10 protein-coding genes are annotated in these 15950 nt (G+C 60.3%); 5 read left to right on the forward strand and 5 right to left on the reverse strand.

Annotation, left to right across the window (positions count from 1 at the left end; genetic code table 11):
• The first annotated feature begins 208 nt into the window (after window positions 1–208).
• Window positions 209–553: a BA14K family protein gene (locus tag ABIN98_RS13070; protein WP_394701493.1), complete on the forward strand. Its 345-nt coding sequence runs from the start codon at window positions 209–211 to the stop codon at window positions 551–553.
• 84 nt (window positions 554–637) lie between these two features.
• Here the strand turns inward: ABIN98_RS13070 and ABIN98_RS13075 are convergent, their stop codons facing one another.
• Complete coding sequence (locus tag ABIN98_RS13075) at window positions 638–1096, reverse strand: YaiI/YqxD family protein (protein ID WP_346910572.1); 459 nt, start codon at window positions 1094–1096, stop codon at window positions 638–640.
• Entirely contained in the window at window positions 1093–2316 is a 1224-nt protein-coding gene (locus tag ABIN98_RS13080; protein WP_346910574.1) for a TIGR03862 family flavoprotein, read from the reverse strand. Before ABIN98_RS13080 ends, ABIN98_RS13075 begins: the two co-directional genes overlap by 4 nt.
• Before the next feature lie 266 nt (window positions 2317–2582).
• Between ABIN98_RS13080 and ABIN98_RS13085 the strand changes: the two genes are divergently transcribed.
• Complete coding sequence (locus ABIN98_RS13085; protein WP_346910575.1) at window positions 2583–3782, forward strand: HD domain-containing phosphohydrolase; 1200 nt, start codon at window positions 2583–2585, stop codon at window positions 3780–3782.
• Between the two features lie 6 nt (window positions 3783–3788).
• On the opposite strand, the gene ABIN98_RS13090 is transcribed toward ABIN98_RS13085, so the two are convergent.
• Window positions 3789–4583 carry a glycosyltransferase family 2 protein gene (locus ABIN98_RS13090; RefSeq protein ID WP_346910577.1) on the reverse strand — a complete coding sequence of 265 codons (795 nt, stop codon included), beginning with the start codon at window positions 4581–4583 and terminating at the stop codon, window positions 3789–3791.
• Window positions 4584–5185: 602 nt separating this feature from the next.
• Here ABIN98_RS13090 and ABIN98_RS13095 point away from each other — a divergent pair.
• On the forward strand, window positions 5186–6352 hold the full coding sequence (locus tag ABIN98_RS13095; RefSeq protein WP_346910579.1) for an acetyl-CoA acetyltransferase: 1167 nt from the start codon (window positions 5186–5188) through the stop codon (window positions 6350–6352).
• A gap of 333 nt (window positions 6353–6685) precedes the next feature.
• Here ABIN98_RS13095 and ABIN98_RS13100 read toward each other — a convergent pair whose 3' ends face one another.
• The gene (locus tag ABIN98_RS13100; protein ID WP_346910581.1) at window positions 6686–7417 is read right to left on the reverse strand and encodes a LytTR family DNA-binding domain-containing protein; all 732 of its coding nucleotides are present in this window, start codon (window positions 7415–7417) and stop codon (window positions 6686–6688) included.
• Window positions 7405–8547, reverse strand: coding sequence for a histidine kinase (locus tag ABIN98_RS13105; RefSeq protein WP_346910582.1), 1143 nt, complete (start codon window positions 8545–8547; stop codon window positions 7405–7407). Before ABIN98_RS13105 ends, ABIN98_RS13100 begins: the two co-directional genes overlap by 13 nt.
• A 205-nt stretch (window positions 8548–8752) precedes the next feature.
• Here ABIN98_RS13105 and ABIN98_RS13110 point away from each other — a divergent pair, with 205 nt between their 5' ends.
• Both ABIN98_RS13110 and ABIN98_RS13115 read left to right on the forward strand, forming a co-directional pair.
• On the forward strand, window positions 8753–15469 hold the full coding sequence (locus ABIN98_RS13110; RefSeq protein ID WP_346910584.1) for an autotransporter outer membrane beta-barrel domain-containing protein: 6717 nt from the start codon (window positions 8753–8755) through the stop codon (window positions 15467–15469).
• Window positions 15470–15741: 272 nt separating this feature from the next.
• The gene (locus ABIN98_RS13115) at window positions 15742–15888 is read left to right on the forward strand and encodes a hypothetical protein (RefSeq protein WP_346910586.1); all 147 of its coding nucleotides are present in this window, start codon (window positions 15742–15744) and stop codon (window positions 15886–15888) included.
• The last annotated feature ends 62 nt before the right edge of the window (window positions 15889–15950 follow it).

Raw genomic sequence — 15950 nt, forward strand, 5'->3', positions numbered from 1 at the left:
CACATGCCCGCCGGTATTATCCGTCCGCTAACCCTTCCGGTCATTTCCCGCACTTTTTTCGAAAGCGGCCGGCTTGTGACACCCATCACAGCCGGCGGATGCGTCCTCGCCTAAGGTCATCTCCATCGACGGACACACCGTCACGCAGATGAAAGCAGAGAACGCAAACACAGCGTTCAAGACAAAGACCGACAGAGGAGTATCAGCAATGTTCACGAAAGTCGCAGCAACCACCTTGGCCGTCGCCGTTATCGCAACGTCCGCAATGACCGTTTCCGTCCAGACCGCAGATGCCAAGAACGGCCGTAACGGCGCCTTTGCCGCCGGCGCTGTCATCGGCCTGGCCACCGGCGCCATCGTCGCCTCCCAGGCACAGCGTCGTCACTATGCACCGCCCCCGGCCTATTATCCGGCTCCGGCCCCGGTCTACTACGCACATCCGGAGCCGTGGACGCCCGCATGGTACCGGTATTGCTCGTCAAAATACCGGTCCTTCAACCCGAACACCGGTTACTTCGTGACCTATTCCGGTTACCAGAAGTTCTGCCGCTAAACAGACCCAACCAAGCACGGGCGCAAACCGGCTTGCCCCCGGCGACGGTCAAAAAGACCGCGCCGGGGATTTTTTTGTTCTGGTCTATTCTGGCGCCATGCGTTTCGCGGCCCGCATAATGGTTTCGAGCTGATTGAGAAACCGGGACCGGTCGGCCTTCGTAAACGGGGGGCCGCCCTCACGGATCTCGCCGGTTTCGCGCAGATGCGTGTTCAGGTCCCGCATGGCAAGGCGCATTCCGATCGCGTCCTCCCGAAACGGCTTGCCGTTCGGCGAAATGACCAGCGCGCCGGCCTTGACGCAGCGGGCGGCAAGCGGAACGTCGGCGGTCACCACCACATCTCCGGTGGCGGCCCGTTCGGCAATCCAGTTGTCGGCCTCGTCGGGGCCTTCCGGCACGATGACCCTTTCGACGAGATCGCTTTCCGGCAGCCGCATCCAGCTGTTGCTGACGATCCGGATTTTCGTTCCGTGGCGCTCACCCACGCGGACAGCTTCGTCCTTGACCGGGCAGGCATCGGCGTCGACATATAGGATGGTCATGCGGTCTCGGTCTCTTTCCCGGTATTCAAATACTCCAGAATGCCGTTGGAGGCTCGTTCGGACATGGAAAAACACGCCTGCAGCAGGTAGCCGCCGGTCGGGGCTTCCCAGTCCAGCATTTCTCCGGCAGCAAAGACACCCGGCAATTTCTCAAGCATCAGATTTTCACCGACCTCTTCCAGCGCGATCCCGCCCGCGGAGGAAATCGCCCGGTCGATGTCGTAAGGAGCGCTGACGGCAATGGGCACCGATTTGATCAGCCGGGCCAAAGCATCCGGGTTGTCCGGTATCTGCCCGTTTTCCCTAAGAAGGGCGATTTCTGCGGCGGATAGCCCGGCCGCCTTGCGGAGAAAATTCGACAGGGATTGTTTTCCCCGCCCCGCCGACAACCGCGCGACGAGCTTTTCAAGCGGCATTTGCGGTTTCAGGTCCGCTCTGAGATCGGCCGTTCCGGTCTGTTCGAGCGCGTCCCGGATTTCTGCGGACAGGGCGTAGACGGCCCCGCCCTCAATGCCCTGTTCGGAGAGAAGGGCTTCCCCGGAAACGGTGTTCGTGCCCAGGTTCAGGCGGATGCGTTTGAGCGGCGCGCCGGCAAACCGGTCGGTCAGATGCTGGCTCCAGGCAACCCGGAAGCCGCAATTGGCCGGCTTGAAGGGGCGGATTTCAATGCCGTGCTTCTCCAGTGCCGGTACCCAGGCTGCATTGGAGCCGAGCCGCGGCCAGCTCGCGCCGCCGAGGGCAAGCAATGTCGCTCTGGCGCGGATTCGGTGTTCGGCACCGGTTTCGCTGATGAATTGACTGGTTCCGTCTAAGGTGATGCCGGTCCAGGTCCATCGGGTTTGCAGGGTGACCTTGTTCCGTTCCAACCGCCTGAGCAGGGCGCGCAGAAGCGGCGATGCCTTCATTTTCTGCGGAAAAACCCGGCCGCTGGAGCCGATGAACGTGTCCTCGCCCAGATCATGACACCAACGCCGCAAATCCTCGGGAGCAAAAGCATCCAGCATCGGTGCAAGGAAATGTTCCGCTTCCCGGTACCGATGCTTGAGATCGTCCAGGTCTTCGCTGTGTGTGAGGTTGAGGCCGCCGCGTCCCGCCATCAGGAATTTCCGGGCCGGAGAAGGCAGTCTCTCTACCACGAGCACGGAATATCCTTTGGCCGATATCCGGTCTGCCGCATAGAGGCCGGCAGGGCCGGCGCCGACGATAAGCACATCCAACATGCGCGCCTTATAACCGAAATTGCGGAGAAACAAAGTGGAAGGCCGTTGCTCAGACGATCATTTGATTTAAAATGTTATTGTTATAATTACGAATGAATAACTTATTGAAAAATATCGAAAATACAATTTTTTAGTAATTACTACCGTATAGAAAGGTATGAGAGGATAAAACGAAACTAAGGTGTCGCAAGTCGTATTCAGGATGCTTACATCAGCTTTGAGCCGGAGGGAGCCGGAAACCGAAGCGACAACTTGGGAGGTCGCGGATGGAACATAAGCGCGTTGATCAGATATTGGTCGTCGACAACGACGCCAAGGTGCTGGAAGCTTTCGTTCGTCTGTTTCAGGATAAGGCCAAGGTTATCACCTTTCCCGAAACCGAAGCGGCCCTGAAATGGCTCAAGGAGAACGGTGGGGTCTCGGTTATCGTCACGGCCCTCAATGTCCCTGGCCGCGGCGGTTCGGCCTTTCTTCAGGCATCCGAATCTTTTGCTCCTCATGCGTCGCGTATCATCCTGACCACGGAGACTTCGGTTGACCGGCTGAAGGAAGCGGTCAATGAGCGGCATATCTTCATGTTTCTCAACAAGCCATGTTCGGCCACCGAACTAACGGCGGCGGTCGATGGGGCCCTGGCCCACCACGCCCAGATCGCTTACGAGCGGCTCATGCTGGAAAAGACCCTGTCCGGCTCGGTCAAGCTCCTGATCGAAATGCTTGCCCTGTTTCATGCGGAAGCCTTCCGGCGAACGCCGGTCATGCGCGCACAGGCGCTCAAGATCTCAAAGAGGCTTTCGGTCAAACGGACATGGGAGCTTGAAATGGCGGTGATGTTCTCGCCGCTTGGCGAGGCTCTGCTGCCGAGAGAAATCCTGGGGCGCTATCGGGCGGCGAGGACCCTGACCGACCAGGAGCGGCGCGTTCTGGCAACCGCTCCCGCACAGACCAAGCAGCTCCTGAAGAACATTCCCCAGCTGGAGAAGGTGGCGGATGTCCTGTATCTTTCTGGCCGCGGGTTCGACGGTTCGGGGTTTCCCGAAGACGGGCCGACCGGAAAGGACATCCCGCTCAATTCGCGTATCATCAAGCTGTTGACCGACCTTTGGTATGCCAGCCCGGAAACCGGCGTGGACGCGGCGGCCTTCGAGGCACTGACAATCAACAAAAAGCAATATGATCCGCACCTTCTGGCAATCGCCAAGGCGTGTCTGCTTGATGAGGTGGAGGCCCCGCTGGAGCGTAAGATCTCTGCCTGCTATATTCGGGCGCTGAAGCCGGGCGATACCCTGATCGATGACGCTCTGACAGAAGGCACACATGAGCTGGTTCTGTCGAACGGCCATGTGCTGACGGAGACGACGATCCGCAGGCTGGAGCAGTTCGACAAGATTTCCGGCGTGCGCCAGCCGATCCGCGTGCACCGTGCCGTCAAGCTGGAAGAAGAGCGGAAAGTGGTGAATGCTTGAAGCTTCTCAGCGCTTTGGCCGATCGGACTTTTCCAGAAGCTCGGCCTCGTAGTCCTTGGCAATCCGCAGAAACCTTGCGTGGGCGTAATTCATCGACAGGATCAGTCCCCACCAGCCGTAGCGCCAATAGCTGCGCAGCACATAGGCCTTGAAAAAGGCGACCGGGAACTCGCTCAGGAGCCGCCAGCGGGAAAGTCTGCGTCCGCGGCCGCGCATGTCGGCGACCTGCATGTTTGAATAGCGGTTGTATTTTCCGACCTGAAAGTCGAGCGACCGGATCGACCGGTGCGCGATGATACCGTCCAGTGACCGGATGGCCGCGCCGGCTTCGGGGCGCACCGTGTCATGGACGGTGGACGCTGAGAACCGGCCCTTGTTCCGGTCGTAGAGCCTGATCTGGTGATAGCCATAGGCCCAGGACGCGGGTGCGTCTTCATGGGCATAGACGTCACGGATCATGATCCGCCATCCGTCCGCATCGCGGTAGGAGCCATCAGCGAATCTGGCCTGGATTTCCTTCGCCAGATCCGGAGTAACCTCCTCGTCCGCATCCAGGTTCAACAGCCAGTCGTTCCGGCACTGGTCTTCGCCGAACCGTTTCTGGGGGCCGTACCCGGGCCAGTCGTTGTGGATCACGCGGGCGCCCAGTCCTTGAGCGACATCCACCGTATCGTCGGTTGAGCCGCTATCGACGACGATGACTTCATCCACCCAGCCGGAAACACTCTCGATCGTGCGTCCGATCCGGTCGCCTTCGTCTTTCGCGATGATGAAGACCGAGAGGGGGAGGGAAGACGTCATCGGGGAAGGGATCCCTGCTAGCTGTCCTGCGGGTTGGAATGATAGAGGGCGGGAGCATCGTCCGTCCCCTGGCTGCGTCTCTTTAGAATCCCGATGCCGATTTTGAAAGTGGGAATCATCGGGCCAATCCGGCCCTTTCCGGTCGCAAGGCAGCAGTCAGCGCGCCAGGGACGAAGAACGAGGGCCGATGACTGGCCGCATTCCGCAAGGAAAAAAGGCCGACCTCTGCGTGAGGCCGGCCCGAATTCTGAAAAGTCGCAAAGTAAGGTTTTTTTGCAACGACAAAACCTTACGGGACCAGAATGACAGTGTTGTGAAGACGATGTTGGTGCAGGGCAAAGTGCCCGATTTCAAACCCGTGGCCAGTGTCCAAACTATCGAATGGTGAGATAAAAATTAAGTTATAAATACCTGAAATATATATAGAAAATAAAATTATATGACCTTTTAGTCAATTAGCTCTTGTCAAGTCCCGCGCAAGGTGAAAATCTCTGCTCGTCTGATGCAATGCAGCATGGACGTTTTCCAAGACCGGTATCATGCTGCAGAGAAGTTTCGTGAGCCACGTTGTCCCCACGACAACGAAACGGGAGGAGTTTGAGATGACCGCAGCCATCGTTGGTTGGGCGCATTTGCCCTTTGGAAGACATAGTGAAGAGACCGTCGAAAGCCTGATCGTCAAGGCGGCGACGGATGCCATTCATGATGCCGGCATTGCGCCCGAAGATGTGGATGAAATCCTGCTCGGCCATTTCAACGCAGGCTTTTCCGCCCAGGACTTTACCGCTTCTCTGGTACTGCAGGCGGATCCGGCGCTGCGCTTCAAGCCGGCGACCCGTGTCGAAAACGCCTGTGCGACCGGCTCCGCCGCCGTGCATCAGGGCGTGCGCGCCATCGCCAGCGGCAGTGCCCGCTTCGTGCTTGTCGTCGGCGTGGAGCAAATGACCACGACGCCCGGTCCGGAAATCGGCAAGAACCTGCTGAGGGCTTCCTATCTGAAAGAGGAAGGCGACATTCCGGCCGGCTTTGCGGGTGTCTTCGGCAAGATCGCTGACGCCTACTTCCAGAAATACGGCGACCAGTCGGATGCGCTCGCCAAGATCGCGGCGAAGAACCACAAGAACGGGGTCAACAATCCTTATGCCCAGATGCGCAAGGATCTCGGCTATGAGTTCTGCCGTGCGGAGAGCGAGAAGAACCCCTTCGTCGCCGGTCCGCTGAAGCGCACGGACTGCTCGCTCGTCTCCGACGGAGCCGCGGCTCTCGTCCTGACCGACCCGGCAACCGCGCTCGGCATGAAGAAGGCGGTTGCCTTCCGGGCCCTGGCCCATGTTCAGGACTTCCTGCCCATGTCCAAGCGCGACATCCTGAAGTTCGAAGGCTGCTCGAAAGCCTGGGGACAGGCACTCGGTGATGCGAGCCTCACGCTGGACGATCTGTCCTTTGTCGAGACCCATGACTGCTTCACCATTGCTGAGCTCATCGAATATGAGGCCATGGGCCTGACCAAGGAAGGCGATGGTGCCCGTGCGCTCATGGAAGGCTGGACGGAGATGGACGGCAAGCTGCCGGTCAATCCTTCCGGCGGTCTCAAGGCAAAGGGGCATCCGATCGGCGCGACCGGGGTGTCTATGCATGTGCTTACCGCCATGCAGCTGCTTGGCGAAGCCGGCGACATCCAGGTGAAGAACGCCGAAATCGGCGGCATCTTCAACATGGGCGGTGCTGCCGTCGCCAACTACGTCTCTGTCCTGCAGGCGATGAAGTAAAACGCGGCCCGGCCGGTCTTCGTCCGGCGGAAAACGGCAATACCAACAAAAGAAACGCCAGGCATTTGCCCGAATCCCCAACCTGAATGTGGGCGTCTGGTACAAGCTTAAACCGAACCCCTGGGTCCAGCAGGACTTTTGGGGTTCGGACACGCTTTAAAATTCTGATACAAGTAAAAAACTGCGACTTCCCCCTGCGGTGGTAGGAACGCAATTCGTCCGCTTTGCGCCCCATTTCAGTCGTTTGAGTTCAAAAATACGCTTTCGCGAACCGGACATTGGTGGCTTGGAGCTTGAACACGATTGATATCCTTTCTGTCACCCTGCACGCACTTACAAAAGGGAGCGCAGTCGTTTTGAAGCTGGCCTCCCAAGTTCAACGACGTTCGTGCCGGTGCTGAAGTGAATGCTGCTTCGGCCGGAAGCATGCCAGTCGACGCGCCGGATTTGTGCGCTGTTCACGATGGTGGAGCGGTCCAGCCGGTGAAAGGGTGGTGCTGGAAGTCTGTTCTCAAAGACGCGTAAGAGACCGTTGGCGAGATGCTGCTGCCCGTTTTCCAGATAGACACGGGTGTAGTCTCCCTCTGCCCGCAGAAAGGAGATCGCCTCGTGGGACACCAGGATCGACGTGGAACTGGTCTTGAGTTGAAGCCGGTCCTGCGCTGTTTCCGGTGCGGGGGACGCGCTTTTCTCCTGAGCAGACGGACGCATCGGCAGTCTTTCGCGCAGACGGCCGATAGCGGTTTCCAATCTTTCCGGCTTGACCGGTTTCACGAGAAAATCGAGCGCGGCCACATCGAAGGCATCGATCGCATAAAGGTCATAGGCGCTGACGACGATCACGAAGGTATCCGGCGGCAAATCTGCCGCAAGGTCCAGGCCTTTGCCGTTGGTCAGTTCCACATCCAGGAAAACCGCATCCGGCCGAGCCCGGTTCATCATGTCTCTGGCAGAGACAAGGTCTCCAGCTTCCCCGGCAATCGTAATATCAGGAAATCTGCTGAGCATGCGCCTCAGGCCGCGTCTGGCCGAAGGCTCGTCGTCGACCAGGACTACACGGAGCATGCCGGGCCTTTCAGCAGAATGCGGGCGACGACCGTGCCTTGCCCTTCGCTCAGGCTGAACTCGTGCATGTCCGGATAGTAGAGCTGCAGACGTTTTCTGAGGTTGGCATGGCCGATCGACTTTCGCGTCGGGTCGGCTTCCGAAATCTTCCCGGAATTCGTGACTGCAACCTCGACCTGATCCTTGCCGAGACCGCTGACGGAGACGTGAATGTCGATGCGGTTCGACTGATGTTTCAACCCGTGCTTGACGGCATTTTCCACGAGCCCCTGCAGGATCATGTGCGGAACGATCATGTCCCTGACGGTTTCGTCGACGCTAACGGTGCATTGAAGCTTGTCTTCAAACCGGATTTCCTGGATGCGCAGATAGGCATTCATCGCCTCCACTTCTTCCGACAGCGGACAGAGGTCCCGGCGCTGCTGGTTGAGGCAATAGCGCAGGTAACCTGCAATTTCCCGCACCATTTCAAGCGCGGTGTCGGGCCGCTCGTGAATTTCCGACGCGACGGAATTGAGCGCATTGAACAGGAAGTGAGGCGCAAGTTGCAGCCGCAGCTGTTCAAGTTCGGAGCGCATAGCCTCCGCAAGAGCCTCGCTGCGCCGCAATCGCGCGATCCGCGCCTCGTAATCGGACCTCAGGCAGAAATAGGCCAGCATCCAGCCCAGCAGAACCGAAGTGTAATAAACGACCGGCGTCAGAGGCGTGTTGAAGGGCAGCGCTTCAGGAAAAAGCAGGTCGCGCGCGAACCAGGCCACATACATCTGCAAGGTACCGCCCGCGAGCGAGAACACAGCCGCCCCCAGAAACACCGGAATCGTGATCAACCGCTGGACTTTCCGGAGGAAATAAAGATGCGCCGCGCTCGTCAGCAGAAAGCCGACCAGGTCCATCGAAAGGGTCAGCGTGAGCGCAAGCCGGAAGTCGGAAAACGTCACCACCCGGGCGAAAAAGCCATAAACGGCTATGAACAACCAGCCGCCGATCTGAAGTTTCCAGAAGAGAAGTTCGGTCTCGGGCTGCAGGCGCTCCTCGTGATGAGGCGGACTGACGGCATGCACGCGGACGTCTTCTCCTGGAGTGGAGACTGTCCTGCGTGTCGTAGCCGGAATGGCTGCATCTAAAAGCATGTTTCAAGCAATCTCGTTCTGAACAGGCGATTTTCAATATAGGACCGCCCTGGCGGCCCGACCCACGATTTCATCGATGAATTCAGCTGGTTCATCGAATTTGCAGTGAAAACCTCAGGCCCGCAACCATAGTGGCTCCTGACGAACAAGATCAAAAAAGTTCCGTCTCAAAACGTTTTAAGACAATTGTTTCAGGGATAAGAAAATGGGCCGCAGCCTTGAAATCGGCGGAAAAGACCAGGTTTCCCGTCTTTCGGCCAGGGAAAACATTCGCGTAAAATCGCTCCTGCTGTCCACCGCATCCGTTGCGAGCCTTTGCCTTTCCTCCCCCGCCCTGGCGAATTCCCTGTGTGACCAGTCCGGCGACCCGTGGATTTGCACCTTCAACGTCGGTGCGGAGGTCACCTACGTCAACCTGACCGCAACGGGAGCTTCCGCTGGTGCGCAAGCCCCCGGGATCACGATCCAGAATTACAGTCAGCAGAATATGGTCATCCCAACCAGCCAGGGCCTTTATGCAAACTGGTATGTCGAATCCAGAGGTTCGGCAGGCGAAGACTCCGGCGCAGCCGGAGCGGGCGGAACCGTTACGATCGTCAATCAGTCAAATATCGACATAAACGTGTCGGAAGTCAGCCAATTTGCCATGGGCATCTTCGCTCAGTCCAGCGGCGGCGAAGGCGACCAATCCAACGGGGACAACAATTCCAACGGCGGCGCCGGCGGCAACGGCGGCTCGGTTCAGGTCACCAACAACGGCATTGCAGGCTATACGGCCTTTGGTTACGCCAATTTCGGATTTGCCACTTTCGTTGCCGAAAGCAAAGGCGGAACAGGAGGCAACCAGAACAACAGCGTCCTCTCCGACCAATATGGCGGCAAGGGCGGTGACGGCGGCAGCGTCACCGTCGACAACACCGCGCCGAGCAGCTTCAGCGTTGGTTCGAGCGATGATCGTTTCCAGGGGCTCGGAGAAGGCGGCGGGTTCATTGCAAGGTCCCTGGGCGGCAGCGGCGGTGACAACAACGGCAATGCCGGCGCCGGTGGAACGGTCACGATCGACAACGCCATGGATGGCAATATCTATTGGGATGTCACCACGAGCGGCGGCGACGGCCTGTTCGTCCTCTATGGATTGAGCGCGGGCGGCGCGGGCATCGCCTCGACCGACAACAGCGACGACGGCGGTGATGGCGGTAACGGCGGCAATGTCTCGATCACCAACGCGTCAAGGCTCGTTCTCGACGTCACCGGCAACAACTATGAGCCGAGCGCCGCAATCGGCGCGAAAAGCATTGGGGGCAAGGGCGGCACCGGCCCGACCAAAGACCAAAGCGGCGGCAATGGCGGCACGGCCGGATCCGTCTCGGTAGCGCTGGAAAACGGAAAATCGATCGAGACAAGCGGCGTCAACGTTTACGGTGTGCTGGCGCAGAGCATCGGCGGCGAAGGCGGTAACGGCAGCGACGGCACGGCTCTCGCCGGCACCGGTGGCGGCGGCGGTTTCGGCGGTGATGCCGGCACGGTTTCAGTCACCGTTTCGGGCGGCACCAGCGTTGAGACAAGCGGCGCCTTCTCCGCAGCGATCGCTCTGCACTCCATCGGTGGCGGTGGAGGAACAGGGAGCGATTTCCAAAGCGTCCTTGGCGGCTCCGGCGGCAATGGCGGCAATGGCGGCGACGCCGGAAACGTCTACCTCTCGCTTGACAATGCCGCGGTTGCGACCGCCGCAGATCATGCATTTGGTATTGTTGCGCAGTCGATCGCCGGCAGCGGCGGAACCGGCGGGATCGACGCCTCCACCTTCGTCGGACTGGGTGGGGATGGTGCCGGCGGTGGCGCGGCCGGCACGGTAACGGTCAATTCCAGCGCCGGCATTACGACCAATGGGTTCAATTCGCTCGGCATCATCGCTCAATCGGTCGGCGGCGGCGGCGGTGCGGCCGGCTCTTCCAGCGGGTTTGTCAGCATCGGCGGCAGTGCCGCAGGATCGACAACGTCAAACGGCAGTTACGTCGGGGTTTCAAACACGCAGAAGGTCACGACCAAAGGCGATTCCTCGACCGGAATCCTGGCGCAATCGATTGGCGGTGGCGGCGGGTCCGGCGGCGATGCCACCGGTACTGTCGGCGTAGGCGGTCAGGGCGCCGCGGGTGGGAATGGCGGCACGGTCGCCATTACGAATATCGGGAGCATTGTCACCTCCGGCGGCTATTCGCCGGGAGCTGTCTTCCAGTCGATCGGAGGCGGCGGCGGCAACGGTGGCAGCGTACAGACGTTATCGACAATCGCGTCCATCGGCGTCGGCGGTTCTGCCGATCTGGGTGGTGACGGTGGTGAGGTCTGTGTCGACAACACCGGCGGGTGCGTTTACTCCGACCTCCCCTCGCTGCAGGCTGCCACAAGCAACGGCCACGCCCACATCACAACAACCGGCGTCTTCGCACCGGGGCTGATCGCCCAGTCCATCGGCGGCGGTGGCGGTAACGGTGGCAGCGTCAAGAATTTCAGCGTCCTGTCTTTCCTCGCTTTTCAGATGGGCGGCAGCGGTGGCGATGGTGGGGGCGGCGGAACGGTTTCGCTCACCCAGGATCAGCTCTACGCCGCGACGTCGGGGGCTCAATCGACAGCCATACTCGCCCAGTCCATTGGTGGCGGCGGCGGCACGGGCGGCAGCGCGAATTACTTCGACGCGACCATCGGCTTCAACGCCGCATTTGTTCTCGGCGGCAGCGGCGGCACAGGCGGCAACGGTGACGACGTCACGATCACCCTGTCGGACAGCAACATTGCCACCGGGCTTTCCAGCTCTTCCACGTCCAAATACGCTCCCAACAACGCCACCGGCATACTCGCCCAATCCATCGGCGGCGGCGGCGGCAATGGCGGGTCGACATCGGCCGGCGATCTGCTGGTCGCGGCCCCCACCGGCACCGGCGTTCCGCTCGCCTTCAACTATGTGGCCACGGTCGGCGGCAACGGCGGCAATGCGGGCGCGGGCGGCAACGTGACCGTTTCCTACGATCAATCCTCCAGGCTCACGACAATCGGCGATGCCTCTCATGGCATCCTGGCCCAATCGGTCGGCGGCGGCGGCGGCAATGGCGGCGATGCTTCCGCCCTGACGGCAACGCTTGGCGACAAGGACACGGTGGAATCCACGGCAACCGTTGCTCTTGGAGGCGGCACCGGAAACGTCCTGAGCGACTTCAACTCCGATTATGCTTTCACCACCTCTGGCGGCGGCAACGCCGGGGCGGTCAATGTCACGCTCGGGACTTACGGGTCGTCTTCCAATTCGGCCGGCACCACCGCAACGAAGCTGACGGGCCTTGCCCCGGAAAGCACGCTTTTCACCTTCGGCGACGGTGCCCATGGCCTGCTCGCGCAATCGATTGGCGGCGGCGGCGGCAATGGCGGCCTCGGCAACAGCAACGCCTATTCGCAAGGCGGCATCGCCTCGCTCGAGGCCAAGATTTCCCTGGGCGGACAGGGTGGTTCGGGCGGCGACGGCGCTTCCGTTGAGATTCATGACTTTGCCGGCTACACGATCCAGACGCAGGGGTCGGGCTCCAAGGGCCTCGTCGGACAGTCCATCGGCGGCGGTGGCGGCAATTCCCAGGGCGGCACCGTTTTCCTCGCCGCAGGTGGCGGAAGTGTCTCCGGCAGTATGGACCTGGGCGTTGGAGCGGTTGGCGGCAGCGGCGGTGACGGCGGTACGATCTACACCGAACATTACGGCCGTATCGAAACCTTCGGCGGCGACGCGGACGGTATTGTCCTGCAATCCATCGGTGGTGGTGGCGGCATCGGCGGCTCACTTGGCAACGATGCTTCGTCCCACAAGGTTCTCGATGCCATCGGCGCGTTGAAGAAACAGATCAAGCGCCTGTCGGATTCCGGAAGTTCCTATTCGTTTACGGTCGACGTTGGCGGTGGCGGCGGATCCGGCGGGAACGGCAATCAGGTGAAGTATTTCCACCAGGGCCAGATCATCACGCAAGGTGCCTGGGCGGACGGGGTCGTGCTGCAATCGATTGGCGGCGGCGGCGGTCAGGGCGGATCCTCCAGTGCCAGCGGCAGCGAAGTCAGTGCCTCCGTCGAATTGGCCATCGGCGGCAAGGGCGGGTCCGGCGGTGATGGCGGCGAAGTCGCAATCTGGCTGCCTGGAAGTGACAACAGTTTCATCAATACCGCCGGGTTCGCCGCCAGCGGCATGACGATGCAATCCATCGGCGGCGGCGGCGGCCAGGGCGGCGACGGCTCAGATAACCAGACCGGCACGCTGGCAATCGGCGGCGATGGCGGCGGAACAGGCGGCGCGGGTGGCGACGGCGGCGAAGTCCACACCTATGACACCAGCGCGGTGACGATCACGACAAGCGGGAACGATGCCACTGCCTTGGTCGCCCAGTCCATCGGCGGCGGCGGCGGCACCGGCGGCGTCGGTAGCAGCGCGGAGACGACCCGTGTCGACGGCAGCGAGCTGAGCGTCTCGGTCGGTGGCTCGGGCGGTGTCGCCGGTAATGGCGGCACAATAGATCTGGCAATGGACACGACGATTACCACCTTCGGAAACCGCTCGCACGGCGTCCTGCTCCAGTCCATCGGCGGCGGCGGGGGCTATGGTGTTACCGGCAGTGTCGAGGGCGGACTTGATCTGGCTATCGGTGGCACAGGCGGTGCAGCCGGCAATGGCGGTGCAGTCACCTTCCAGCTAACCGGCGGCGCCGGCATTCAGACCAGCGGCGAAGGCGCTTTCGGCCTGGTGGCACAATCCATTGGCGGCGGCGGCGGATTGGCCGGCGATGCGACCGGCGGCTCGATGACGACCGCCACCGCGAACCTGACCTCCGGTGGCGCCAATGGCAACGGCGGCCAGATCACGCTGGAAATAGACGCTCCGATCAACGTCACGGGTAACGGTTCAATAGGTATTGTCGCTCAGTCCATCGGCGGTGGCGGTGGCATTTCAGGCACAGGCACGGGTGGTGTGGCAGGCCTCATGTCGACGGACAGCGTGGGAACCGCGGGCACCATCGATCTTGAAATCACAAATCAGGTGGCTGCCACAGGATCGCGCTCGTCAGGCGTCTTCGCGCAAAGCCAGGGAGCAGACGGCAACGGAACAATCGGCATCACCGTTGCTGGAGACGGCAATGTCCAGGGGGGCACGGATGCGGATGCAGCCGCTATCAGGGTCTCCGGAGGGCTCAACAATACTTTGGTTCTGAATGACGACGCGATCGTCCAGTCAGGCGCGTCGCGAAACGGCACCGACGACACGGGCTCCTATGCGGTCTGGTACACCGGCGCGGGAACGACAGCAAACGGGGCGATCCTCGACGTGACCATCAACGGCACTGCATCGCTTTATGGCGATGTCGTCCTCACCAATGCCAGCGGCGGCAGCGCCGGCACGGTCACCAACAATTCACCCAACACCCTTGCTGACGGCTATCTGTACGACGCAAATGTCGTCAACAATGGTCGCTTCGTGCTGGGCCGCGAACGCGACCCCGGCAAGACAGTAATCACCGGAAACTTCACGCAGAGCGCACAGGGCTTTCTGTTCGCGGACATTGACCTGAACAACACCGATTCCGATTGGCTGGAAGTCCGCGGCGACGCAACGCTGGCCGGAACGCTCGGCCTCAAGACAATCAGCCTCCTTCCAGCCAGGAAAACCAATGTTCTGTCGGTCGGAGGCTCCGTTTCAGGCACCCTTACCCCGCAGAACTCTCTTATCTTCGATTATCTGTTCAACGCCGAGGGCTCCGACTACTATTTCCAGGTGACCGGCGCCGACTTTACGCCCAACGGCAAGGCCACGCTTAACCGGGATCAGAAGGCCGTCGCAGAAAACCTTCAGGATATCTGGGATCGCGGCGGCAACAACGTCTTTGGAAGATTGTTCGGTGCCATTGCCGAAGAGGTCGACAATCAGTCCGGGAGCTATCCTGAGACCTTGAACCAGCTTCTGCCGCGCACCGGACTTGCCGCCGCCGTCGAGCAGACCTTCGAAATGCTGGCTTTTGGCGATAGTCTGATGAGCTGTCCCGTCTTTGAAGATGATGGCGCAGGCATCGCAGAGGGTTCCTGTGGCTGGGCTCGTGCAACCGGCGGTACGGGCCACCGCGCAGCCATCGGCAATTCGCCGAGCTACAATGCCGACGCCTTGACCTATCAGCTCGGCGGGCAACGGGAAATTGCCCCGGGCTGGTTTATCGGCGGCGCTGCGGCCTTCCAGCAGTCCTGGATTTCCCAGGCCTCCGGCACCGTCAAGGGAGACGGCAAGGCAGGATATCTCGGGGCAAGCCTGAAACGGGAATTGGGGGCCTGGACCTTATCGGCAGCCGCTGCCGGCAGCTATGGAACCACCCGGTTTGACCGTAACCTGTCAATCTCCGATCTCTCCGAGACGATCTCCAGCTCGCCCGGCGTACTGGCAGGCTCCGTCAGGGCGCGGATCGCACGCACTTTTGCGACGAACAGTGTCTACGTTAAACCCTATTTCGACTTCGATGCCATCTATTCCAGGGTCGGTCATCACCGGGAAAGCGGTGCATACGGGCTAGAGTTCGAGTCCACCGGGCAATGGAACTTTGCGGCAACCCCCTCTGTCGAGCTTGGCAGCCGCCTGCGTTACAAGGATGGCACCGACCTGCGGGTGTACGGGAAACTCGGTCTGTCGTTTCTGTCCAGCGACACGTGGGAAACCGATGCGCGTTTCACCAACCGGACCGCTGGTACCAGCTCATTCAAGACTTCTCTCGAGCATGAGGATCTTTTCGCCTCGATTGGCGCCGGCATACAGATCACCTCCATCGAAGGTGTCGACCTGCGGCTCGAATACAATGGCCGGTTCTCGGAAAAGCTGGCCACCAACAGCGGCTCGCTCAGGTTCAGTATCCCCTTTTAGTCGGGCTGTGAGTAAGGCGAATTACAGCAAGCTAAACGTGGGAAATCGAGTGGAAAAATCACCTGAAGAAATTAAAGGGAGCAGGAACGTAGAGCGCTGCAAGCAGTAAGCTTGAACAGCTTCAGATAACAGTTTTCAAGTATACAAGAGCTATACGAAAGCTTGCCCAATTTATGGTGGCTCGTATCCGGCAGAAACAAAGAAGTTCGCGCATTCTTGTGGTTCGGTCTGGGAGATGAAATCGCGCTAAAGTGCGCCACCGGGCTTCGATTGTGCGTTCTGCCTTGGAGAAGACGGTCGCCTTCCGCGCGCTGGCCCATGTCCAGGAGTTCCTGCCCATGTCCAATCGCGACATCCTGAAGTTCGAAGCCTGCGTCGGCCGGTTACTTCCGGTTCCAGGCCAGATAGCGCGAAGTTGAGATCAGCGCCGGGTGAATGCTCGGCGTTTTTCTTTGCGTTCGCTGGTTTTTGTTCACAGAAT

This window comes from uncultured Roseibium sp., assembly GCF_963675095.2.
GTDB lineage: Bacteria > Pseudomonadota > Alphaproteobacteria > Rhizobiales > Stappiaceae > Roseibium.